Source organism: Chryseobacterium sp. FR048 (genome assembly GCF_056844665.1).
In genome coordinates this window covers 220,120-243,338 of the sequence record NZ_JBXDSE010000006.1, presented here as the reverse complement: position 1 = coordinate 243,338, position 23,219 = coordinate 220,120, and the positions used below count along the sequence as shown (strand labels likewise).

Sequence of the window (23,219 nt, the reverse complement as noted above, 5' to 3'; positions counted from 1 at the left end):
ACTGTAATAAATTTTGTTACATTTAAAAAATGCTTACCTTTGCCATGTAATTACAATGAACAATACAAGATTTGCTACGGCAGTACATATTATGACCTTATTGGCGAAAAGCCCTCAGGAGTGGCTTACTTCTGAATGGGTTGCCGGTAGCATCAATGTAAATCCGGTAATTGTACGTAAGGAAATCAGCGTCCTGAGAGAGGCCGGTCTTATTACCAGCAGACAGGGAAAAGAAGGGGGGAGCCAGCTTGGCAGAAGTGCTGAGACGATCACAATCTCTGAGATTTATAAAGCCGTAAAGAATACGGAAGTTTTAGGGAAGAAAAATCAGAACCCTAATCCAGCCTGTAGCGTAGGAAAAGAAATTAACGTTCATTTAAATACATTATTTGAAGAAACAGATCAATTGGTTGTTAACTTTTTAGGAGACAAATCTTTGCAGAAATTCGCAGATCAGTTCGAATAAAATTTTTTGGCCTTAAATGTAACAAAATTTATTACAATTTAATTAAAAATAAAACATTATGAAAAAAGTAGCCGTAATTGGTGCCACAGGATTTGTAGGAGCACACATCGTAACAGAATTAGCAGACAGAGGTTATGCCGTTGAAGCTTTAGTAAGAGATGCATCGAAGGTAAAAACACAGGAAAATGTAACCGCAAAAAGTATAGATGTAAACAACGTAACAGAACTGGCAGAAGCCCTGAAAGGAAGTGATGCTGTAATCAGTGCTTTCAATGCAGGCTGGACGAACCCTAATCTTTACAATGACTTTTTGAACGGTTCTGAAAATATCGAAAAAGCGGTAGAAGAATCAGGAGTTAAAAGACTGATCGTTGTAGGAGGGGCAGGTAGCCTTTATACTCCGGATAACGTACAGATCGTAGACACTCCGGACTTCCCGGATGCTTATAAGCCAGGAGCGACAGCAGCCAGAGATTATTTGAACAAGATCAAAGGAAACAATACTTTAGATTGGACATTCTTCAGCCCTGCAGTGGAAATGAACCAGGCGAATGTAGGAACAAGAACAGGGAAATACAGAACTTCACTGGAAACTCCGGTATTTGATGAAAACGGAAGAAGCCGTCTGTCTGTAGAAGATGTTGCAGTGGCTTTGGTGGATGAACTTGAGCAGAATAACCACATCCGTGAGCGTTTCACCGCAGCTTATTAATCTAAAAGAACAAAAATGTTAAAAAAGAAATTATTATCATTGGCTGCCCTGCTGGGGTTTATGAGCATATTACTGGCAGGAAACTTAAAAGTAAAAGTTTATAACCCCGGTTCAAAAGCTATCTTTTCTGTCACGTCAACCATTATTTACGGGGACAAAGATGCAATGCTTGTGGATGGTCAGTTTCAGAAGCAATATGCGGAAGAACTGGTTAAGCAGATAAAGGCGACAGGCAAAAACCTGAAAACAGTATTTATTTCTCACAGTGATCCTGATTTTTATTTTGGGCTGGATGTTATCAGAAAAGCATTTCCCAACGTAAAAATTGTTTCAACAGCGCAAACAGCCTATCTTATTTCTGCATCAAAAGATGATAAGATGACAGTCTGGAAACCGCAGTTGAAAGAAGATGCTCCTTCAGAAATTATCGTTCCGGAAGCAGTGACAGCCCTTCCTGATCTTGAAGGAAATAGAATTGAGATCAGACAGAACCCTGAAGATCCTGCACACAGCTTCCTTTGGATTCCATCAATCAAAACAGTAGCAGGAGGTATTTCTGTTTCCACAGGTTCTCATCTTTGGATGGCAGATACTCAGAATGTGAAAGCAATTGATCAGTGGATCGGGCAGATTGAAGCCATGCAGTCACTGAAGCCTGAGCAGGTGATCCCGTCTCATTTTGCAAAACAATCTCTGTCTCCTCAATCTCTGGATTTTGTTAAAAACTATCTTGAGAACTATAAAAAGGCTGTGACTGAAAATAAAACTACCGCCTCTATTGTAGAAGCTATGGTAAAAAAATATCCTGACCTTCCGGGAAAAGAAGAACTGGAAATGGGAGTGAAAGTTTTCCTTAAAGAAATGGATTGGGATTTAAAGTCACCTTATCCCGCTATCGGTCGCAAGGTAGAAGTAGATTTTGGAGCAGTAAAATTTGTTCTGGATTTTAAAGACAATACAACCATGACCTTCACCGGAACTGCAGGAAGTTCAAAAAACAGTACAGATACAGTAGCATATACAGCTGTAGAAGTTGCAAAGAATGTTTTTATGGTCTATTGGCATGAACCTCACCTGGGATTCAATGTGACTCATATCCAGGATTACAATAAAAATATAGTGTATTCCAATATTGCGGGGCCAGACGGTACATTTACCCACCCGAAAGGAACTCTTAAAATTTTAAAATAAAAAAATAGCTGCCATTGGCAGCTATTTTTTGTTATATCATAATCATAATAAATTAAGATAAAGTCACCTCAAAACTTCATCTGGCGTTAAAATAAATTATCCCACATTCCACAGATGTACATCATAATAATTGCATTTGTGATATTTGTGAAGATATTAGTGTTCTTTGTGTTTAAAATTAGTGGCTATTCTGTATATTATTTCAACGCAGAGTTCACAAAGATTTTAATTGAAAAAAGAAAAATTACGTTCGCAGAGGCGTTGGCACTTAGCCAAGGCTATTGATCGATTCCATAGCTGAATGAAATGCCTTCGCGACCGAAAAAATAAGCATGCAATTTTATAACCCCTTAGCGTATTCCTGACGTTAAAATAAAGTCTCGAAGATTCCGCAGAAGTATCATCGTAATAATTTCATTTGTGATATTTGTGAAAATATTAGTGTTCTTCGTGTTTAAAATTAGTGGCTATTCTGTATATTATTTCAACGCAGAGTTCACAAAGATTTTAATTGAAAAAAAGAAAAATTACGTTCGCAGAGGTGTTGGCACTTAGCCAAGGCTATTTATGGATTCCATAGCTGAATGAAATGCCTTTGCGATCGAAAAAATAAGCATACAATTTTATAACCCCTTAGCGTATTTCTTGCGTTAAAATAAAGTCTCTCAGATTCCACATCGTAATAATTTCATTTGTGATATTTGTGAAGATATTAGTGTTCTTCGTGTTTAAAATTAGTCGCTATTCTGATATTATTTCAACGCAGAGTTCGCAAAGATTTTAATTGAAAAGAAGAAATATTCCGTTCGCAGGGGCGTTGGCACTTAGCCAAGGCTATTGATCGATTCCATAGCTGAATGAAATGCCTTCGCGACCGAAAAAATAAGCATGCAATTTTATAACCCCTTAGCGTATTCCTGGCGTTAAAATAAAGTCTCGCAGATTCCACATCGTAATAATTTCATTTGTGATATTTGTGAAGATATTAGTGTTCTTCGTGTTTAAATACATGAACATTAATAGTTTTAACCAGTGTTTAGAAGCCAAAAAAAGCTGCCTCACGTGGAGACAGCTTTTGTTTTTTATAGATTCATAAACAATTTCGGATTCACCGGAGTATTGTTTTTGTGTACTTCATAATGAAGGTGTGGTCCGGTAGAACGCCCGGAATTTCCCGATTTTGCGATGACCTGACCAACTTTTACCTTATCATTCACTTTAGAAACAAGCTGTGATAAATGTCCGTATAAAGTAGCCAGTCCGTTTCCGTGGGAAACGATCACACAATTTCCATATCCTCCTTTCTGTCCGGAGAAAATAATGGTTCCGGCAGCGGCAGCTCTTACATCTGAGCCGTATGCTACTGCGATGTCCAGCCCTTTATGGAACTGCATCTGATCTGCTTCGGCAGGTGGGTTGTTTTTCTCTGCAGGTGTTGTTTTAGCAGAACCGTTTGCTGCAACTGCTTTTGTAGCGGTAGGGGCTGCAGGGGTAGAAGAGGCTACAGGAGTTGCTTTTGGAGTTACCATTACCTTTACCTCTCTTTTGTTTCCGTAGCTGTCTGTAAGTTCTACAATCTTTTCTACAGGTTCAGCTTTTACTTCCGGTTTTGGGGCTGCAACAGCTACCGGTTTAGCCTCAACAGTGGCACTCGGTTTTACAGAAGCAAATACGGTTTTAAATGGAATAGGATTCTTTCTCACCCCGAAATTAGAGGAAATGTATCCGTCTGTAGGCATTCCCAGTGGAACCTGCATCAGTTTTTTCTGAAGGTCCATCAGGTACTGGCTGTATCGGTTGGCTTGTTTGGAAAGATAAATAGAATTTGAAATACTGTCCTGATCGAGCATCATCAGTTTTTCATTGGCAATATCCTTAGATTTAAGGAAAGAGTTCAGCTGACCTACGGTCTGATCTACTAACGTAAGATCTGTTTTCATTTTTAAATAATCTACACTGTCTTTTTCAGTGTTTATTTTTACAAGGTTTACCTCATAGGTTTTGTCATCCTTTTCGGAAAAGAGTTTGGCTATAAAGACTCCTTGTGCAAAAACTACTAGTAAAAGTCCTCCCAGGAGAATGTTTACGTTCTTCTTGCTGTTTAGAAATTTTTTCATATTTCTTCTCTTAATAAATTTTAAAACGGTTTTAAGGGTGTAAATTTAATTAAAAATAAGCATTGTGAGATATTCTTAATAAAAATTCAGTTTTTTCTGTATCTAACGTTGAATTAGGTATTTAATTGTGCGGAGGTGTTATTTTTTTCAAAAAATGGTTTTTATCATGCTTTCAAATTCCCCGTTAAATCTTTGTTTAATATATTTGCAGTACACATTCCAATTATGGCTAAAAAGAAAACAAATTCAGAATCTTCGAATCCGAAAAAGACTAAAAACGATATTTCTGTAGGGGTAGTAGGAAGCGGAAGTTTTGCAACCGCTATTGTAAAAATGCTTGTTGAAAACTGCAAAGTAGTACACTGGTGTGTAAGAAGTGAGTTTGTAAAAGGAGCCATTGAGCTTCGCGGACACAATCCCACTTATCTTACGGCAGCTCATTTTAACCTTAAAAGCTTAAAGCTGACAACGGATATTAATGAATTGGTTTCTGCCTGTGATGTAATTGTTCTGGCAACACCATCTATTTACCTGTCTGATACTTTGGATAAAATGACGTGTGATTATTCAGATAAGATCTTTGTTTCCGCAATCAAAGGAATTATTCCTAAAGTCAATGATGTGGTGGCGCATTACCTGCGTGATGAATTTAAAATAGGTTTCAGAAATCAGGCCGTTATTGCAGGACCTTGCCATGCTGAAGAAGTAGCTATGGAAAGACTTTCCTATCTTACGATTGCTACGGTAGAAGATGAAACAGCTGAAAAACTGGAAGGAATTTTCAGTTCAGACTTTATCAAGGTTCAGACCAGTAAAGATATTTTAGGAAATGAGTACAGTGCGATTCTTAAAAATATCTTCGCAATAGGAGCCGGAATAGCGAGTGGGCTAGGCTATGGAGATAACTTCACAGCAGTATTTGTTTCCAATGCCATCCGTGAAATGGAAACGTTCCTGGAAGCCATCTATGAAGCACCAAGAGATGTGAATGAAAGTGCTTATCTGGGAGACCTTTTGGTAACCGCTTATTCATTATTCTCAAGAAACAGAAACCTGGGTAATCTTATCGGAAAAGGATATACCGTAAAATCTGCAATTCAGTCGATGAATATGGTAGCAGAAGGATACTATGCTGCACAATCCATCTATAAGACCGCGAAACAGAAGAATCTTAAATTACCGATCATCGATACGGTATATGCCATTCTTTATGATGGTAAAAATGCAGAAAAACAGTTTAAAAAGCTGACTGCAAAATTGAACTAAAAAACAAGGCTTTACCCTAAAGCCTTGTTTCAAAGATAATTTAAAACTTAAGCATAAAAATGCTTAAGTTTTTTTATTGGCTCATTTTAGTAATAACCAGAACCAGGGACGACCGGATATTAAGATTACTGGCTGTAAATCCGTTTCCGGCATCAAATTCAAACTTTTGTCTGATCGTGGTAGGCGATGTTAATTTCAGAAAATAGCTTCCCTGGAAAAAAGTAAAGGAACTTGATAACTGGCACATTCTGTTGGTTTCCGTGATCGTTGCAGTGGTTGCTGTATTAACAAGATAAGATCTTGTACACGTAAAATTCTGGCCAAGATACTGGGTATTGGCGGTTCCGTTATTATTATTGCCATTGCTGGAATCTACAGAATATCGGACGATATAGGTTCCTGCAGGAAGAGTAATCGTAGAATTATCAGTTCCCAATGAAGCTCCGGTAATTTTGTTGGAGGCTACCGTGAAGCTGCCCAGGGTATTATCCGTACTGCCTGTAGGAATCAGAACACCTGGACCGATGGTCAGAGACATGATTTGCGGCTCAGTTCCGGAAAGAATGGCTCGTTGCCATTGGTTTCGAATCCAAATGTAATATCCTTTAGGATAGGTAGACAGACCTCCTTTGTTATAGATCATCAGTCCGTCAGCCGGATTGGAAATAGGCGTAGTTGTACTGTTGAGTATTGTAAGGTCATATTGGGGGATAAGAACCCCTTTGTTAGACGAATTGATGTCAAGAACACTACTGGAATTGGGAGTGTTTGTATTGATGCCAACTTGTGCGTTTACAGAAGTGCCAAGCAGAACAAGAACCGTACAAACAAGATTAATATAGGTTTTCATTATAATACGAATTATTGATTAAGGGCTGATCTTTGGATGTCAACTTTTGCATTGGTGATAATTATTTCTCCGTTATTGGGAGAAGCACCACCGGCATTTAACTGATAGGTTCCTCCATCATCGTGAGCAATAGCCGGAACCAGGTTAATGGGAGTAGCGGATGTTGCGACAAAGGAAAAACTCAGATTCAGCGTATGGGTTTTGTTGCTGGCAATCGACTGCGCATTGATGCTGATTGTTTTTCCATACTGTGTTCCGCTTACCGGATCTATCAGCTTCACCAGATACTGATGAAGATGAACAGGAGTTCCTCCGATTCCCAGCGTTGAACTCTCAAGAGTTGTTTTGATATTCAGGCATAGATTGACCAGATAGCCACTGTTCCCCGGAAGGGTAATAAGTCCTGTCGTATTGCTGTAAGATGCTCCAATATCATTCGATACCGTTGTAAAGCCTGCATCCGTAAAGTTTTTGAAACTTCCGTTTGCTGAATTAGCTAATATGGAATAATCTGTGGTTCGCTGAAGGATCATGTAGCTTACCAGATTATACGTATCAGCCAGTTGGGTCCATCTGTTGTTTTTCCATAGATAAATACCCGGGCTGATCGAGTTTCCTTTATTGTATACAACAAGCCCTTCTGCAGGATTATTGACCGGTGAAGTATTGTTGAGGATATCTACAATGTCTACTCTGGGAAGAAGAACCCCCTTGTTGGTAGATTCGGATATTTCTAGAACAGCAGAGCTGTTGACAGTTGTTTTCCCAATCGCTACTTGAGCATATATTATCTGAGCTATACTTAAAAATAGCAGGATATAACTTCTTTTCATATGTGTTTTTTTAAAGTTGAGATATTTTGATATAAGATCCGGTAGGGATCACATTCACTAGATCATAGAATGTACTGTTCTGCATTCTGCCTAATCGTAACCTCAGCCCTCCGATGATATTGGCATTGGCGTTGGCTGGAACACTGTAATAGTAAGACCAGGTAGCCAGATGGTTGGTATTTACTTTAGAAACAATAGGAACCTCTTTTCGGTTATTGACCCCTCCTGTAAAAGTATTGGTCGTATTATTGTATACATCGTTGGTAAAGTCGATAAAATATCCCATCAGATAATAGGAACTTCCTGTAAGAGGAGCTGTTCCACCCTGTCCTGAAGGAATCTCCTGCGGAGAATTCAGATTAAGATTGACCTCTACTAGATAATTTCCCTGTGGCAATACCAGCGAATATCCACCGAATGCTGTATTCTGAACCACTTTAAAACCATTGATATTGGATACCCCTGAAATAGCCGGAGGGTTTACCATCAGTAAAGCATTGACTCCTGCAGCAGCATTATCCAGTACAGACAAAGATCCTGTAAAATCAAGATAAGCAACCTTTGGGGTATTTTCGGCGTCAGTGCTGCTTTGCCATCTGTTTGTTGTACCATTGAAAACATACAGCGTTTTATTATTGCTGTTAGTACCTCCGTTGTAAGCAATGAGGCCGTTGGCGGGTGAAGCTACCGGGGAAGTGGTGTTGCTCACATCTGTAATATTAAGATTAGGAAACAGGAGACCTTTATTACCTCCGGATAAAGTTACTGTAGGGGCTGTAGTATAGCCGCTTCCGCCGCTGTTGAGGGTAATTCCGGTCACGACACCGTTGGTGATGGTAGCTGTAGCACGGGCTTTGGTACCACCGTTGACAATGGCTCCTCCTCCGTAGAAATTGACTGTTGGGGCTGTAGTATAGCCGCTTCCTCCGTTGTTGATGGTAATTCCGGTTACTGCACCTCCTGATAGGGTGGCGGTAGCAGTCGCAGAAACTCCATTGAAGTTCTCAATGTGCAGAATAGCACTCGTGTCCGGTTTGGACGTGTTGATTCCTACACTTCCGCTTTGGGCAAAGGCCACTGTAGCGAACAATGTACTCACTAAGTTAACAATTTTCATCTTTAAGTTTGTTTACGAAATAATTTAAATTAATACACCTAATTCTGTATTAATTTATTGAAAGGTACGTAAAAAAAACGTTTAATTATTATGTTTAATTTAGAATTTTATCTATAAAAATGATTATTTTTCAATAAAAAGTGATTTTTGGTTTAATTTGTTTAATGTTTAATCACTTCTTGTTGAAAAAACAATAAACCATAAATGATTATGATTGTGGGGTTTTCAGAGACGAACTTAAATAAACTTAATTTTTTAGGGGATATAAGACACTGTATTGTGTTTTAATTAGTTACGATACAGTGAGTTATATTTTTTAAAAAACATGGTATTTTTTGTAGAAAATTATCCCTGAAGTTTCATTTTGATTCATCATTTCAATGAAACTTTATTGATAATTTCCATGATTTTTTGTTGTACAGTCAGGAAGAATTTTTCAGCCAAAAATTAACGTGTTAAAATCGTTAAACACGTTTCTCTTTTTAAAACTTTTCCCGAAATTTGAAGTAAAATTTTAAAATTATGTCACAATCGCTTACAAGCAGAACACCGAAACCTAAATACGACGTTGTACTGATAGGAGGCGGAATTATGAGTGCTACATTAGCAACATTACTCCATGAATTTGATCCCAATCTGGAAATCGCAATCTTCGAAAGGCTTGGAAGATTTGCCAAAGAAAGTACAGCAGCATGGAACAACGCCGGAACAGGCCATTCCGCTTTTTGTGAGCTAAATTATACGCCAGAAAAACCCGATGGAACCATCGATATAAAAAAGGCTGAAAGTATCGCAGAACAGTTCGAAATTTCAAAGCAGTTCTGGGCTTATCTTATTTCCAAAGGGTATATTCAAGAGCCTAAAGATTTTATCAACTCGTGTCCGCATATGAGTCTTGTATTTGGTGAAAAAGATGCTGAATACCTTAAAAAGCGTCATGATAAATTGAGCGAATCGGTTCTTTTCTCAGGAATGGAATTCTCCACGGATCATGAAAAACTGAGAGAATGGATTCCTTTGGTCATGAGCAAAAGAAATAAATCCGAAGTCATGGCAGCCACGAAGATGGATATGGGAACGGATGTGAACTTCGGAACATTGACCAGAAAAATGGGTAGACACCTGCTGGAAGATTCCAATGTAGACGTTTTCCTATACCATGAGGTAAAAGACATCTCTCCGAGAGAAAACGGAAAGTGGGAAATGAAGGTAAAAGACAGAATCCACAGCCACAAACAGGAAGTTGTTGCTGATTTTGTGTTTATCGGTGCCGGAGGATATGCTCTTTCGCTATTGGACAGCTCAGATATAAAAGAAAGCGAAGGATACGGAGGTTTCCCTGTTTCAGGACAATGGCTGGTGACTCATAATCAGGAATTGGTAGAAAAGCATCAGGCGAAAGTATACACACAGGCTACTGTAGATGCTCCGCCAATGTCTGTTCCTCACCTTGACCTTAGAATCATTGATGGGCAGAAAGCTCTTCTTTTCGGACCTTTTGCAGGTTTCTCAACAAAATTCCTGAAAGAAGGAAGTTACCTGGATCTTCCCGAAAGCGTCAATACCAAAAACCTAAAATCATTGTTCGGGGCATGGTGGCACAATATCCCACTTACCAAATATCTTATTCAGCAGGTGGCGATGACGAAAGCTCAGAGAATGCAGCATTTGAGAGAATTTATCAAAGATGCTAAAGAACAGGACTGGGAGCTGAAAGTTGCAGGACAAAGAGTTCAGGTCATTAAAAAAGACGAAAAAGAAGGCGGAAAGCTTGAGTTCGGGACTGAAGTCGTTGTGAATAAAGCCGGTACTATTGCTTCATTGTTGGGAGCTTCACCGGGAGCCTCAACCGCTGTATATGCTATGCTGGATGTTCTTGAAAGATGTTTCCCTGAAAGATTCCATGGAGAATGGCAAGAGAAGTTATTGGAAATGGTTCCTTCTTATGGTCAGAAACTGGCAGAAAACCCTGCACTTACCAATGAAGTAAGGAATTATACAAAAGAAAAACTGGAATTAGAATATTAACATCAATAGTGGGCAATGTGTAAGATAGGAATAGAAGACGCATTGCCCATTATCTATTACTTATAACAACGTGGAAGAAGTAGTTGTAAAGCCAGTCATTGCAAAAGAACTCCTGGAGTCTCTTCAGGCCAAAACAGAAGAGGAGAGGCAGGTGATTGTGCATTGTTGCTTTCCGGCATCCCCTTTTTTAGGAAACCTGATCAGGATCTGGCATTCGACCTATCTTTTTGACAATCAGTCTGAGCATAGGAGCAAATTGATTCATGCTGAAAATATTTCCATTTCTCCTTACTGGACGCCTGTTCCTTTTATGAAAGATTTTTGGTTTACCCTTATATTTTCAGGACTTCCGAAGGATTGTAAAAGTTTTGATCTGAAAGAAGTGATTCCTGAGGAAGGCGGTTTTTTTGTAGAATCAATTAAAAGAAACTCATCAGACATCTATCGGGTGAAAATATCAGAATCTTATTAACCAGCATGAAAGTACGGGAAGAAAAACTGAAGCAGATCATTCATTGGGCAGAAAATAACCCGGATATTCGTGCTGTTCTTCTGACAAGTTCGCTGGTAAATCCTTATGCTCCTGTAGATGACTTCAGTGACCTTGATGTGGAACTGGTTTTTGACAACAGAGAAGCATACGAGGTCAATAACGATTGGCTCAACCTTTTCGGTGATCCTATTTCTATGATTGAAGAAGATGATACGGTATTCGATGGGGTACATGCGATGAAAATGGTCCTGTATAAAGATCATGTAAAAGTTGACTTTAAATTGTACCAGACCTCAGAATTCATTACAGAAATAAAAAAAGAAAAACTTCCCGATGACTGGGATGTCGGTTATAAAGTTTTACTTGATAAAGATGGGCTTACCAGGGATCTGAAACCTCCTACCTATCAGTCGGTCATGATTCATCAACCTTCAGAAAAGAAATTTAAGCAATTGTTGAATGATTTCTGGTGGGATACCACCTACGTGGCGAAATGCCTGAAACGGGGAGATATTTTCTATGCTAAATTTATGTCTGAAAATATTCTGAGAACAGACTATCTGGTTCCTTTGGTCGAATGGTATATCGCCGCTGATCATGACTGGCATAATATCACCACCAACAAACACGGAAGGCTTTTCCCAAAATACCTTTCTGATGACCTTTGGAATAGAGTAGAAGCTACCTTTTCCGGGAGTGATATTGAAGAAAACTGGGATGCTTTATTAGCTTGTGCTAATCTGGTACATGAACTGGGTACAGCATTGGCGGAAAAACTCAACTTTGAATATCCCCATACCCTTGAAAAAGACATTCGGAATTATCTTAAAGAAGTAAAATCAATGTCTTAAGCAAATTCATTCTGCAGAATCAGGTTTTCAATACAATATTCAGCAATTGCGGTAATGGTTACAAACGGATTGACGCCGATGGTTCCGGGAATCAACGATCCGTCCAGAACGTATAGATTTTCATGATCTCTCAATTTTCCAAACTCATTGGTTGCCTTACCCAGCACACATCCTCCAAGCGGATGATAACAGATGTCTGCGCCAAAGCCATTATTGAAAAGAAAATGACTTCTGGTCCCTCCGTTGGCCTGATTCATTTTTCGGACGAAATATTTGGCGTTTTCTCTCATTTTGGCTGTATGAGTCTCATTCCAATCCAGTTTCAGGATCTGTTTCGTCTTATCATAGCCTACTTCTCCCTTTTTATCCACCCTGTTGATCAATAAATACAATGCTGTAGCAACATCCATTCCCATAGGCAATGGGGCAATTTCTGTGAAAAAAGGGTGTTCCTGATCTTCCCAGTTATCAATTCCTCCTACGGGAATTGTGGATTGTTGGGCACCTGTACCTCCGGAAAGAGGCTTTACCCAATTTCTTCCGGTCATAAAATTTCCGTTATTTCCCCAGCTTTTTCCAATCTGGTCATGAACAGGCAGACCATTCATCGCGTTAGACCGCAGAATCAGTTGTAAAGTACCCATTGTTCCAGCTGCAAGAATCAGTTTTTTACAGGTAAAAGTCTTATCAGCTGTAATATTGCCTGAAGTATCAATCTGTTGCACATTCAGGGTATAGCTTTTGTCTTCATTCAGTTGAATCTGATCCACACGATGGAGGTCCAGGATTTCCAGATTACCGGTTTCCAGCGCTTTTTTCAGATAGGTTTTATCCAGGCTGTTTTTCCCGTGATTATTTCCATAGATCACTTCCGTATTAAGGGCAGAGCGGGGAACTTCATTCCGGAATTCTTTTTCCATGTATTTGAAATCATAGACATTCGGAACCCTTATGGTTTTAAAACCTGCTTTATGGGCTTCTCCTTCACCTACTCTGGTAAATTTGTAATAAGGACAGTCTTTTAAAAACTGTTCATCGATAACATTTATCTTAAGCTCTTCATGTACCTTGGGAAAATAGTGTTGATAAAACTTTTCAGCATCAAGATTCGGGAAAACCTCTTTGAAATAATCTTCCTTAGGAGTTACAGCCATTCCGCCGTTTACCAGTGAGCCTCCTCCTACACCTCTTCCTACCCAGATATTGATATGTTCAAAATCTAACCGGTCCAGTGTTCCCGTAAAAGGGGTCAGTGAAAAAATATTCATAAAAGGGGCAATCGTCTTTTTTTTCAGCCATGCTGAGCTTTTACCCGGTTTTAGAAGATTGGAGAACGGGATTCCGGATTTCTCCCAGTTAAGACCCATTTCCAGCATCAGGACTTTTTTTCCGGCCTCACAAAGGCGTAAAGCCGATACTGCACCACCATACCCGCTTCCTATAATGATAATGGGGGCTTCTACGGTTTCTTTTATTGTTTCGATTCTTCGTTCTGCTGCCCGAAAAAGATCGGATTGCAGAAAATAAAAACCGGAGATGGCCAAAGCGCTGGTCTTGATGAATTTCTTTCTGTCCATGGGCTTGGTTTCTCAAAAACTATGCTAGACAGATTGCAGAGAATTGTATTTAAAACAGATTATACTTTTTTATTATAATTTTAACTTTTGATAGGGTAGAAATTCATAGCTTTACTTATAATTTTAAATTCATGAAAAAATATATTTTGCTCTTTTTGATTCTACCTCTATGGTTTTTTTCTCAAAAAAAGTTCTCAAAGGAAGAAGCCGAGGTTCAGAAATTTCAGAAAGAACTTAATGCTGAATATCTTAATCCGAAAGAGACTCCACTAAGAGGTGATAATTTTAAAAATTTTAAAAAACACCCTTTCTTTCCGGTGGATATGAAATACAGAGTAACAGCAAAATTTGTAAAAACAAAAGATCCGAAACCATTTGATCTTCCTACTTCTTCAGGGAAAACAAAATCTTATCAGGAGTATGGAAAAGCGACGTTTACCTTAGACGGAAATCCTTATACGGTAACTTTATACCAAAGTCTGGATCTGATCAAACAAAAGAAATATAAAGACCATCTGTTTCTTCCGTTCAGGGATGCAACGAATGAGAAGGAAACCTATGGCGGCGGAAAATATATGGATCTGAAAATTCCGAAAGGAAATACCATTGTATTGGATTTTAACCTTTCTTATCAGCCGTATTGTGCTTATAATGCCTATGACTACAATTGTCCGGTTGTTCCTGAAGAAAATAAACTCCCTGTTGAGATTCGTGCCGGGGTAATGTATGAAGATATTTATCATCACTAATTATGATTCACTTAAAGTTTTTCACACCGGAAGACCTGCCGGGGGTCAGTTATGCTTTAGATGAAAATCAGCTGCGCTTCACTGCTTCAGCTGAACAGGCTTTGCAAAGTATTGAGGCAAGAGAAGACGATGATGCATTCCCGGTCACCATTTTTGACGAGGGTAAACCTGTAGGCTTTTTTGTCCTTGATTTTGGAAAAGATAAACTGGAACTTACGGATAATGTCAGTTCAGCTTTGATACGTTCTTTATCCGTCAATCCTCAAATGCAGGGAAAAGGGATCGGAAAAACGGCAATGCTGAAGCTTGATGATTTTGTAAGGGAGAATTTCAAAGACTGTGATGAATTGGTACTGGCAGTCAACCAGCAAAATGAACCCGCTTATCATATCTATCTTAAAGCGGGATATATTTATGACGGGAAAACCAGAATCGGGCGAAGCGGTCCTCAATATCTGATGTATAAAAAACTTTAATAAAATTTTAAAATTATAATCTCCGATCTGCAGATTTCTTTCCATAACTTTGAGTAACATCAAACTCAGAACATGGAAATATCACTTCATAATCAGGTCGCTATCATTACAGGAGCCTCCAGCGGAATAGGTTCAGGAATTGCAAAATCTTTAGCAGAAGCAGGGGCTACTGTCATCGTCAATCACTCTTCAGAAAGATCTTTGGAAGAAGCTCAAACCGTATTAAAAGAAATTACGGATGCTGGTGGAAACGGGATCACTTACCAATGCGATGTTTCTAAAGAAGATCAGGTGATCACAATGTTTCAGGATGTCGTTGCTAAATTCGGAACCGTGGATATTCTGATCAACAATGCAGGTATTCAGAAAGATGCCGGATTCACTGAAATGACGCTGGACCAATGGAATGCCGTGATCGGGGTAAACCTGACAGGTCAGTTTCTTTGCGCAAGAGAAGCCATTAAAGAATTTCTGCGCCGGGGGATAGATCCATCCCGTTCCATGGCTTGTGGAAAGATTATTCATATCAGTTCTGTGCATGAAATCATTCCCTGGGCAGGACATGCCAATTATGCTACCAGCAAAGGAGGAATCAGAATGCTGATGCAAACTCTGGCTCAGGAGTATGGTGCAGATAAGATCAGGGTCAATTCTATTTGCCCGGGAGCCATCCAAACCCCAATCAATAAAAATGCATGGAGTACGCCGGAAGCACTCAATTCGCTCCTTACACTCATTCCTTACAACAGGATCGGGCAGCCTCAGGATATAGGAAACCTGGCTGCATTTCTGGCCAGTGACCTTGCAGACTACATCACCGGAACCAGTATTTTCGTTGATGGCGGAATGACCACGTTTGAAAGCTTTTCGACCGGAGGGTAGAGAAACTTCTGGCTTAAAGCTGTTTCCTGCCTGATTGAGAAGATTGTTCATTATTCATAATCAAGATTTATGTCAGAAAAAGAAAGAATTTCAGATATTTCATGGAAAAAATGGGGACCTTACGTCAGCAACCGTGAATGGGGACTCGTGCGTGAAGATTACAGTGAAAATGGAGATGCATGGAATTTTACCAGCCATGATACGGCAGAAGCTAAAACGTATCGATGGGGAGAAGAAGGAATATGCGGGATCTGTGATGATCTTCAAAAGTTAGTCTTCTCTGTGGGATTCTGGAACAAAAAAGATAAAATGGTCAAAGAACGTTTCTTTGGCCTTACCAACGGGCAGGGGAATCATGGGGAAGATGTGAAGGAATATTTCTATTATTTAGATTCTACACCTACCCATTCTTATATGAAGATGCTGTACAAGTATCCTCAAAATCAATTTCCATACGAAGATCTGATAAAAACCAACGCAGAAAGAAGTAAGAACGAACCGGAATATGAGTTGATCGATACAGGTATTTTTGATCATAATGAATACTTTGATATTTTTATTGAATATGCCAAAGAAAGTCAGAACGACATACTCGTCAGACTCACTGTTATCAATAAATCAGAAAAAGAAACTCCTCTTATCATATTACCTTCCGTCTGGTTTCGGAATACCTGGAACTGGGGCTATGATGATTATAAACCTCAGTTGTCTGCAGAAGAAGCGGACCATATAAAAATTAATCATCAGGATCTTGAAATAAAAAATATATACGCCAGGCAATCTGCAAAGGTGTTGTTTTGTGACAATGAAAGCAATAATGAAAGGCTTTATCAGTCTCCTAATGAATCAAGATATTGCAAAGACGGGATCAATGATTTTGTATTGACTGGAAATTCACAAGTAATAAATCCTAAAAATACCGGAACAAAGGCCTCTTTTTTTATTGAAGAATCTTTTCAAGGCAAGGAATCCAAGGTATTTGAATTCAGAATTTCAGATAAAGAATTAAAAGACCCTTTCAGTAATTTTGAGACAACCATTGAATCGAGGCATAAGGAAGCGGATGATTTTTATGCTGAAATTCAGAAAGGAATTGCTTCAGAAGATGAAAAGCTGGTACAGAGACAGGCTTTTGCCGGAATGTTGTGGAATAAAATGTTTTACCATTATAATGTTGAAAAATGGCTGAAAGGTGATCCTGCTGAGATTCGACCTCCAAAATCCCGTGAAAAGATCAGGAACTATGACTGGAAGCATCTTAATAATGAGCATATCATTTCTATGCCTGACAAATGGGAGTACCCATGGTATGCTACCTGGGATCTGGCTTTCCATACCATCAGTTTTTCACTCATAGATCCGGATTTTGCCAAACATCAGCTGAAACTTTTTCTTTTTGAATGGTATATGCATCCTAACGGGCAGCTACCTGCTTATGAGTGGAACTTAAGTGATGTGAACCCTCCTGTACATGCCTGGGCTGTTTTCAGAGTATTCAAAATTGACGAGTATCTAAACGATAAACCGGATCTGGAATTTCTGGAAAGTGCTTTTCAGAAGTTATTGATGAACTTTACCTGGTGGGTCAATAAAAAGGATACCAATGGAAATAATATTTTTGAAGGAGGCTTTTTAGGATTGGATAATATTGGGGTCTTCGACAGAAATTCTGTTCTTCCCAACGGTGAGCAGATGGAACAAGCAGATGGAACAAGCTGGATGGCTATGTTTGCCCTGAATATGATGCGGATTGCCTTGGAACTGGCACTCTACAACAATGTGTATGAAGAAATGGCGATGAAATTTTTCGAGCATTTTCTGTCTATTGCCAACTCACTGGATAATATGGGGGATGAAAATTTCAGTCTCTGGGATGAAGAGGATGAGTTTTTTTATGATGCCATAGCTTCCAGTGACGGAACCCACATGTATTTAAAATTGCGAACCATCGTAGGACTTATCCCCATGTTTGCCGTTGAGGTCATTGATGATGAAATGATTGAAAATCTACCCAACTTTAAAAAAAGAATGAAATGGGTACTGGATAATAAACCTGAACTGGCATCCCTTGTTTCCCGATGGGAAGTTAAAGGACAGGATTCCAAGCACCTTTTATCACTGCTTCGGGGACACCGCTTAAAAAGACTTTTGAAAAGAATGCTGAATCCGGAAGAGTTTCTAAGTGATTACGGGGTAAGAGCTCTTTCTAAAGAATATGAAAATAACCCCTATACCCTGAACCTTAATGAAACAGATTATTGTGTAAAATATACTCCTGCAGAAAGCGATAGCGGAATTTTCGGTGGCAACAGCAACTGGAGAGGGCCGGTGTGGTTTCCCATCAACTTTCTGATCATAGACAGCCTTCAACGGTTTTTCTTCTATTACAGTCCTGATTTTTTGGTGGAATATCCTACAGGAAGCGGAAATTATTCAAATCTGGATCAGATCGCTGATTCACTGAATAAACGGCTTGCGAAGATATTCCTGAAAGATGAAAACGGAAAACGTCCTGTAAACGGGCAGTATGAAAGATTTCAAACCGATCCTGATTTTAAAGATTATATTTTGTTCTATGAATATTTTCATGGAGATAACGGCCGTGGGGTAGGAGCATCACATCAGACAGGATGGACAGGGCTTATTGCCAAAATTCTGCAACCGAGATTTTCTAAAAAAGAAATGGCCGAATCTGAAACAGAGATGCCTGAAGATATAAAAGATAAAGGAGACTGAAAACTCTTATAAAGTGAAAAGAACAAATAAAAACTCAAAAGTAAAGAGAGTCTGATAGATGAGGTGGTAAAAGTGGAAAATAGGTAAATAGGGAATACTGTATCTGCTTATTAGTCTTCGGTTATCAGCTTTCTTTGCTTTTAATTATTCAAAGATCTGTTGTATGACTTCCAGTGAGGTCGGAGTTTTGAAGTCCGTAATATGATAATGATAGTAGACCAGAAGACTGTCCAGAAAATCTTTTCTTAAAGAAGAATGTACTTTGGTTGTGTACAGGTTTTCAGTGCTCAATGCCGTTTTCCACAATATTGAAACTTCTTCATTAAATATTTGGTGGCTGGGGCTGGCAGAAAAATTTCCGGTTTCCGGATCTAAAAAATTTCCATCACCCAATAAAGGAGCCACTCCCTGAATCTTTAGTACGGCAAGCAAAAAAAGAAGATGCGCCTGATAGTTTTTATGGGTCAGCTCCTTAATCAAAAGATCAATCTCAAAATAGATATGAGCATTTTTAGTTTCATATTTAAGGATCTGGCGTAAAAAATCTGAAATGAAGAATATGACAGTATTCGCCTTTATATCGGTATACATATCAATAGTATGAACCAGTTCAAATTTTGAAACAGAAGGAATTCCATTACCCCTCAATGGATTAATGGAAAAGTTGAGTTTGTTCAGTGGCTGTAAAAGGGCTTTCTTTTTATTCTTTTTAGAATAAATACCTTTTAAAAAATAGCTCTGAAAACCCTCTTCTTCTGTGAAACAATGCAGTATTGCATCATTCTCTCCGTATTTAATGAATGAAAGTAAAAAACCGTTTTGTGAATTCATTAATTGACCACTCCTATTTTGGCTGTCGCTTTATCAGATCCGTCCTCATTGGTCATCAGAACAAAATACATTCCTGAAGCCACTCTTGCTCCTTTCTGATTGTTAAGATCCCATTCATAATATCCTCCTCTCGCCACTGCTGAATGTACCACATTTCCTGCAGCATCAACGATTCTTATATTGGTTTTTTCTGCCAGGCCTTTGATGGTCACTTTTCCTTTGAAATTAGAATAAACGACAGGGTTGGGATAGACAAGAACATCTCCGAAGTTGGCTGTTACGTCCGCTACATCTCCCTGGTAAGTTACAATACCATTATAGGTAACGAAATAAACTTTTCCTGTTTTTTTATCTATTTTGATGTCTGTAACACTGTTGGTAGGAAGGGGAGAGTTTTCTCTGGTAAAATGTTTGATCGTTTTCTGACCGTCAGGAGACAGATAATAGACTCCACCTCCGTCTACAGATACCCATTTGTGATCTCCGGTATCAACGGTGATCTGTAAAATCAGGGATTCTCTGAAAAGCTCTTCACCAAGGCCATTTTGTTCGATGATGATAGGTTCTGCCTTAGGTTGTGGCGTTTTTATTTCGGATGCAGCATTCTGCAATACTCTTATCCCAGAGTAGGTGCCAATCCAGGCATCTCCGGATTTATCGAATGCTACAGAGACTGTTCCTTCCGGAAATCCATTCGCTTCTCCCATGATATAATCTGTATCATCGGAAAGGTTGGCAGGGTTTTTATAGTCGTAGGTCCAGAAGTTATTCGATCGTGGTAGCGGAACCCACAGCATGTTTTCATAAAAAACAGGTTTCTGTGTCGTTTCACTTGAAAGTACAAGTGGTTTTATAGTAAAGTCATCTGCGGCTTTATCATAGATTCCCATAGAAGCTGCTACTCCGTTGTTAAATCCGACAGATACAAAAAGATTATTTTGTGGATCCACAGCAAAACCTACCGGTCGACGGGTATAAGGATTAGCCGCCAAATTATAATATTTTACCAGATCAAAATCTTTATTGCTGGCATTATATTTCATCTTGTAGACCCCATTATCAAACATTGTATAATTGGTAAATAAGACCTCATTACTATCAAATGGGCTTAAGATCGCATCCAGTACATTGATATATCTTGGATTATTGATGAAAAATGAAGGATAAATCCACTCTGTGCCGTTAAAGTAATAGAATCCTGGTTTTTTAGGATTATTAACAGGGTGGTTATAGTTGTTGATTCTGGCACCAGAGGACACCAAGAGTTGATTATTGTCGAATAAATTGATGTTATAAGCGAAATTGAACTGTGGGCCGGAAGGTTTATAGGTATTGTTACTTTCGTCTTTTATTCCTGATAATACCGTTCCGCTCAATATTTTTCCGCCGGCTATAATGGCTGTATTACACTCTTCCCCAGGGCTTACCGCATTTAAAGCCACTCCATTCATTCCATAGGTATAAATCCTGGTATCAGTCACTACAATATTGTTGGATGAGATAACAAGATCCCGGATATTCCCGAAAGCAGTAGGAAGCTGGATAGGGACACCATTGTTGTAGATATATGCATTGGTTGCGGATGAAAATACAAGCTCAGACTTCGAATCTATATGCTTAAAAGAACCTGAAACTTCCTTAGTCCAAGTCGTGTATACCGGAAAGGTCGTATTCAGTTCATGGCTTTTCAGACCACTATTGGTAACAGAATATACTTTATTGCCGAATATGGTGGCTTCGTTACTCGCTTCGTAAGCACCACCCGAAATGAAAAACGAAGAATCTCCAAATTCTTTATTCGTCATATTAAATATAGAAACACCGTAGCCTACAGAAATCACTGCCTGATCTCCATTGATGGAAATATGGTTGATTCTTTTATCTCCACTATAGCCGGCAGCAATAGGTATATCGACAACATACTTGATCTCCTGCGGAGTAATAACGTCCATAGAACCGTTATCATATCCAATAAGACCCATTTTTGTTTTCGGATTATAATCGAAAGCGGTGATCCCGATATTGTGCAATCCGTTAGCTTTAGACAACTTCGTAATTTCTCCCGTTGATATTGTATAATAGAATATTCCGTTTTCTGTGGCTGCCAGAATCTTTCCATTGTCTTCTTTCATAGCGATGACATTGTTGTAGGAAAAAAGATCCGCCCATTTTTTGGATGAGATGACCTGTGCTTTAGTAAACTGCAGAGAGGCTAAAATACCAAGAGAAATTATAGAGAGTTTTTTCATATTATGCTGTTATGCTGCTGTCTATTACCTGATTATTCCAGGAGATATGCTGTACGTTTTTGTTTGTATCAAAATAAAAATCTATTCTTCCCAGAAGAAGACCTGCCCATCCCACCTGGTTGACAAGTACGTTTTTCCCTTGTCTGTTGGTGAAGGTTTGAGGCTCCGGAAGGAATGTATGGGTGTGACCGCCTAAGATAATGTCAATATTTTCAGTATTGGCAGCCAATATTTTATCACTTATTTTAGTAGGCTCCTCCTTGTAATCATAGCCTATGTGGGACAGGCAGATAACAAGGTCGCATTTTTGCTCTTTTTTCAGGAAATTCGAATAATGCTGTGCAACGTCGATAGGGTTGCTATAAACGGTTTCAGCATACTGTTTTTTGCCTACAAGACCATCCAGCTGGATTCCAACTCCGAAAATTCCTACTTTAATCCCGTTCTTATTGAAGATTTTGTAGGGCGAGGTTTTTCCGTCCAGGATGGTATTTTTAAAATCATAATTAGAGCAGATAAACGGAAAATTTGCATTAGGAAGTACCTTCAGAAAACCTTCCAGTCCATTATCAAAATCATGATTTCCCATGGTAGAAGCGTCATACTTCATCATGGACATTAATTTAAACTCCAGTTCACCGCCAAAGAAATTGAAATAAGGGGTTCCCTGAAAAATATCTCCGGAATCAAGAAGTAACACATTGCTTTCCTGATTTCTGATTTGTTGAATCAGGCTTGCCCTTCTTGCAAAACCACCCTGATTGGGATTTTTGGTATAGCTTGCATCAAAAGGCTCTATTCTGCTGTGCTGGTCATTGGTATGAAGAATGGTCAGTTTATTTGCGGATTTTAAATCAAGGATTTTCAATTCTTCCGCCATCATCATATTGGGAGCTAAAGCCATTGCTAAAGATCCGCCGCCTATTGCTTTTAAAAAACTTTTTCTATCCATTACTTCTTACCGATAAAATTTAAACGAACATCTGTGTTGGGAACAATTTCAGGATTTTTCTTGAAATATTCAATATACAGATCTCTGAGTTTCACTCCTGTAGGAATAGCTTCTCCTTTTGCAAAGAATTTCATATTATCTCCCCCCAGCGCAAGATAATCCGAAGTGGCAATATAATAGTCTCTGTTCGGATCTATAGCTTTTCCGTTAATCAAAGATTGAGTCAGGTGCCCGTTGTTGGTTTCAATATATAAATGAGAAACCGGATTGTTTACCTGTGTTTTTGCATAATATTCAAAAAGCGCTGGTAAGTCTGTTCCTTTCATTTTTACAATGATCAGCTCATTTTCGAAAGGCATTACTTCAAAAACATTTTTCAGCATAATATCTCCTTTCCCGATCGTTGTACGGATTCCTCCGATATTGATAAGGGCGGCATCTGCATTCTGTTTAAGATGAGTTTTCGCCCACTGATCACCGCCTTCAAGGGTATAATCGGCTAGAAGATTTCCCAGATTGCTATTGTCCCCCTGCTTTGTAAGATCTACATTCGTATGGGAGATCTTCTGGTTCATTTCTCTGTCCAGTTTCTGCTTGTAGGGTGCAATAAACTTTACAAACTCCTCATCATTTTTCAGCTCATTATTAATAGAAATATTTTTCTGGGTCTTCACCTCTGCAAGCTGTAGCGTAGAAGCTGTTTTGCAGGCAGTAAGCGAGGCCAGGGCAATTCCTAGTAATAAGAATTTATTTTTCATATGTTGCAAATTATTTTTTATAAGGTCATATGCAATCGCTGATTCTTTTGTAAACAATTTCGGTCATAACGATTTCATACAATCT

The 23,219-nt window shown here is 38.9% G+C and carries 20 protein-coding genes; 11 read left to right on the top strand and 9 right to left on the bottom strand.

What is annotated here, in order from left to right; genetic code table 11:
• The first annotated feature begins 55 nt into the window (after positions 1 to 55).
• From AC106K_RS17785 to AC106K_RS17775, 3 genes are read left to right on the top strand one after another with little or no spacing between them, the layout of a single operon-like run.
• Positions 56 to 466 carry an Rrf2 family transcriptional regulator gene (locus AC106K_RS17785; protein ID WP_482446794.1) on the top strand — a complete coding sequence of 137 codons (411 nt, stop codon included), beginning with the start codon at positions 56 to 58 and terminating at the stop codon, positions 464 to 466.
• Between the two features lie 58 nt (positions 467 to 524).
• A complete protein-coding gene (locus AC106K_RS17780; protein ID WP_482446792.1) occupies positions 525 to 1,178 on the top strand; it encodes an NAD(P)-dependent oxidoreductase in 654 nt (217 codons plus the stop codon).
• Between the two features lie 15 nt (positions 1,179 to 1,193).
• A complete protein-coding gene (locus tag AC106K_RS17775; RefSeq protein WP_482446791.1) occupies positions 1,194 to 2,369 on the top strand; it encodes a MoaF-related domain-containing protein in 1,176 nt (391 codons plus the stop codon).
• Between the two features lie 1,082 nt (positions 2,370 to 3,451).
• Here AC106K_RS17775 and AC106K_RS17770 read toward each other — a convergent pair.
• Positions 3,452 to 4,486, bottom strand: a complete 1,035-nt coding sequence (locus tag AC106K_RS17770; RefSeq protein WP_482446789.1) for a M23 family metallopeptidase — start codon at positions 4,484 to 4,486, stop codon at positions 3,452 to 3,454.
• A gap of 225 nt (positions 4,487 to 4,711) precedes the next feature.
• Here AC106K_RS17770 and AC106K_RS17765 point away from each other — a divergent pair, with 225 nt between their 5' ends.
• Positions 4,712 to 5,752, top strand: a complete 1,041-nt coding sequence (locus AC106K_RS17765) for an NAD(P)H-dependent glycerol-3-phosphate dehydrogenase (protein WP_482446787.1) — start codon at positions 4,712 to 4,714, stop codon at positions 5,750 to 5,752.
• A gap of 73 nt (positions 5,753 to 5,825) precedes the next feature.
• Here AC106K_RS17765 and AC106K_RS17760 read toward each other — a convergent pair whose 3' ends face one another.
• From AC106K_RS17760 to AC106K_RS17750, 3 genes are read right to left on the bottom strand one after another with little or no spacing between them, the layout of a single operon-like run.
• Positions 5,826 to 6,602, bottom strand: coding sequence for a hypothetical protein (locus tag AC106K_RS17760; protein ID WP_482446786.1), 777 nt, complete (start codon positions 6,600 to 6,602; stop codon positions 5,826 to 5,828).
• 11 nt (positions 6,603 to 6,613) lie between these two features.
• Positions 6,614 to 7,435 (bottom strand): hypothetical protein, encoded by an 822-nt coding sequence (locus AC106K_RS17755; protein ID WP_482446784.1) that lies wholly within the window; start codon positions 7,433 to 7,435, stop codon positions 6,614 to 6,616.
• 10 nt (positions 7,436 to 7,445) lie between these two features.
• Complete coding sequence (locus AC106K_RS17750) at positions 7,446 to 8,552, bottom strand: hypothetical protein (protein WP_482446783.1); 1,107 nt, start codon at positions 8,550 to 8,552, stop codon at positions 7,446 to 7,448.
• Positions 8,553 to 9,074: 522 nt separating this feature from the next.
• Between AC106K_RS17750 and mqo the strand changes: the two genes are divergently transcribed.
• From mqo to AC106K_RS17735, 3 genes are all read left to right on the top strand, one after another.
• Complete coding sequence (gene mqo, locus AC106K_RS17745) at positions 9,075 to 10,580, top strand: malate dehydrogenase (quinone) (RefSeq protein ID WP_482446781.1); 1,506 nt, start codon at positions 9,075 to 9,077, stop codon at positions 10,578 to 10,580.
• 70 nt (positions 10,581 to 10,650) lie between these two features.
• Complete coding sequence (locus AC106K_RS17740) at positions 10,651 to 11,052, top strand: hypothetical protein (protein ID WP_047096564.1); 402 nt, start codon at positions 10,651 to 10,653, stop codon at positions 11,050 to 11,052.
• Between the two features lie 5 nt (positions 11,053 to 11,057).
• The gene (locus AC106K_RS17735; protein WP_482446779.1) at positions 11,058 to 11,924 is read left to right on the top strand and encodes an AadS family aminoglycoside 6-adenylyltransferase; all 867 of its coding nucleotides are present in this window, start codon (positions 11,058 to 11,060) and stop codon (positions 11,922 to 11,924) included.
• Here AC106K_RS17735 and AC106K_RS17730 read toward each other — a convergent pair.
• A complete protein-coding gene (locus tag AC106K_RS17730) occupies positions 11,921 to 13,501 on the bottom strand; it encodes a GMC family oxidoreductase N-terminal domain-containing protein (RefSeq protein WP_482446777.1) in 1,581 nt (526 codons plus the stop codon). The genes AC106K_RS17735 and AC106K_RS17730 overlap by 4 nt on opposite strands.
• A 131-nt stretch (positions 13,502 to 13,632) precedes the next feature.
• Here AC106K_RS17730 and AC106K_RS17725 point away from each other — a divergent pair, with 131 nt between their 5' ends.
• The 4 genes from AC106K_RS17725 to AC106K_RS17710 all read left to right on the top strand — a co-directional run bounded on the left by AC106K_RS17725 (position 13,633) and on the right by AC106K_RS17710 (position 18,344).
• Positions 13,633 to 14,250, top strand: a complete 618-nt coding sequence (locus AC106K_RS17725; RefSeq protein WP_482446776.1) for a DUF1684 domain-containing protein — start codon at positions 13,633 to 13,635, stop codon at positions 14,248 to 14,250.
• Between the two features lie 2 nt (positions 14,251 to 14,252).
• The gene (locus tag AC106K_RS17720) at positions 14,253 to 14,726 is read left to right on the top strand and encodes a GNAT family N-acetyltransferase (protein WP_482446774.1); all 474 of its coding nucleotides are present in this window, start codon (positions 14,253 to 14,255) and stop codon (positions 14,724 to 14,726) included.
• 72 nt (positions 14,727 to 14,798) lie between these two features.
• The gene (locus tag AC106K_RS17715; protein ID WP_482446773.1) at positions 14,799 to 15,608 is read left to right on the top strand and encodes a glucose 1-dehydrogenase; all 810 of its coding nucleotides are present in this window, start codon (positions 14,799 to 14,801) and stop codon (positions 15,606 to 15,608) included.
• 69 nt (positions 15,609 to 15,677) lie between these two features.
• Positions 15,678 to 18,344, top strand: a complete 2,667-nt coding sequence (locus AC106K_RS17710) for an MGH1-like glycoside hydrolase domain-containing protein (RefSeq protein WP_482446772.1) — start codon at positions 15,678 to 15,680, stop codon at positions 18,342 to 18,344.
• Positions 18,345 to 18,488: 144 nt separating this feature from the next.
• Here AC106K_RS17710 and recO read toward each other — a convergent pair whose 3' ends face one another.
• From recO to AC106K_RS17690, 4 genes are read right to left on the bottom strand one after another with little or no spacing between them, the layout of a single operon-like run.
• Positions 18,489 to 19,175: a DNA repair protein RecO gene (recO, locus tag AC106K_RS17705; RefSeq protein WP_482446771.1), complete on the bottom strand. Its 687-nt coding sequence runs from the start codon at positions 19,173 to 19,175 to the stop codon at positions 18,489 to 18,491.
• Positions 19,175 to 21,424, bottom strand: a complete 2,250-nt coding sequence (gene porZ / locus AC106K_RS17700) for a type IX secretion system anionic LPS delivery protein PorZ (protein ID WP_482446770.1) — start codon at positions 21,422 to 21,424, stop codon at positions 19,175 to 19,177. Before porZ ends, recO begins: the two co-directional genes overlap by 1 nt.
• Position 21,425: 1 nt before the next feature.
• Positions 21,426 to 22,376, bottom strand: a complete 951-nt coding sequence (locus tag AC106K_RS17695) for a bifunctional metallophosphatase/5'-nucleotidase (protein WP_482446768.1) — start codon at positions 22,374 to 22,376, stop codon at positions 21,426 to 21,428.
• Complete coding sequence (locus AC106K_RS17690) at positions 22,376 to 23,134, bottom strand: 5'-nucleotidase C-terminal domain-containing protein (protein ID WP_482446767.1); 759 nt, start codon at positions 23,132 to 23,134, stop codon at positions 22,376 to 22,378. The genes AC106K_RS17695 and AC106K_RS17690 overlap by 1 nt, the downstream gene beginning before the upstream one ends.
• Positions 23,135 to 23,219 lie beyond the last annotated feature (85 nt).

Bases quoted from the DNA above. Each gene is read 5' to 3' on its own strand.
- AC106K_RS17785 (WP_482446794.1), top strand. From the start codon at position 56: ATGAACAATACAAGATTTGCTACGGCAGTACATATTATGACCTTATTG.
- AC106K_RS17780 (WP_482446792.1), top strand. From the start codon at position 525: ATGAAAAAAGTAGCCGTAATTGGTGCCACAGGATTTGTAGGAGCACAC.
- AC106K_RS17775 (WP_482446791.1), top strand. From the start codon at position 1,194: ATGTTAAAAAAGAAATTATTATCATTGGCTGCCCTGCTGGGGTTTATG.
- AC106K_RS17770 (WP_482446789.1), bottom strand. From the start codon at position 4,486: ATGAAAAAATTTCTAAACAGCAAGAAGAACGTAAACATTCTCCTGGGA.
- AC106K_RS17765 (WP_482446787.1), top strand. From the start codon at position 4,712: ATGGCTAAAAAGAAAACAAATTCAGAATCTTCGAATCCGAAAAAGACT.
- AC106K_RS17760 (WP_482446786.1), bottom strand. From the start codon at position 6,602: ATGAAAACCTATATTAATCTTGTTTGTACGGTTCTTGTTCTGCTTGGC.
- AC106K_RS17755 (WP_482446784.1), bottom strand. From the start codon at position 7,435: ATGAAAAGAAGTTATATCCTGCTATTTTTAAGTATAGCTCAGATAATA.
- AC106K_RS17750 (WP_482446783.1), bottom strand. From the start codon at position 8,552: ATGAAAATTGTTAACTTAGTGAGTACATTGTTCGCTACAGTGGCCTTT.
- mqo (WP_482446781.1), top strand. From the start codon at position 9,075: ATGTCACAATCGCTTACAAGCAGAACACCGAAACCTAAATACGACGTT.
- AC106K_RS17735 (WP_482446779.1), top strand. From the start codon at position 11,058: ATGAAAGTACGGGAAGAAAAACTGAAGCAGATCATTCATTGGGCAGAA.
- AC106K_RS17730 (WP_482446777.1), bottom strand. From the start codon at position 13,501: ATGGACAGAAAGAAATTCATCAAGACCAGCGCTTTGGCCATCTCCGGT.
- AC106K_RS17725 (WP_482446776.1), top strand. From the start codon at position 13,633: ATGAAAAAATATATTTTGCTCTTTTTGATTCTACCTCTATGGTTTTTT.
- AC106K_RS17720 (WP_482446774.1), top strand. From the start codon at position 14,253: ATGATTCACTTAAAGTTTTTCACACCGGAAGACCTGCCGGGGGTCAGT.
- AC106K_RS17715 (WP_482446773.1), top strand. From the start codon at position 14,799: ATGGAAATATCACTTCATAATCAGGTCGCTATCATTACAGGAGCCTCC.
- AC106K_RS17710 (WP_482446772.1), top strand. From the start codon at position 15,678: ATGTCAGAAAAAGAAAGAATTTCAGATATTTCATGGAAAAAATGGGGA.
- recO (WP_482446771.1), bottom strand. From the start codon at position 19,175: ATGAATTCACAAAACGGTTTTTTACTTTCATTCATTAAATACGGAGAG.
- porZ (WP_482446770.1), bottom strand. From the start codon at position 21,424: ATGAAAAAACTCTCTATAATTTCTCTTGGTATTTTAGCCTCTCTGCAG.
- AC106K_RS17695 (WP_482446768.1), bottom strand. From the start codon at position 22,376: ATGGATAGAAAAAGTTTTTTAAAAGCAATAGGCGGCGGATCTTTAGCA.
- AC106K_RS17690 (WP_482446767.1), bottom strand. From the start codon at position 23,134: ATGAAAAATAAATTCTTATTACTAGGAATTGCCCTGGCCTCGCTTACT.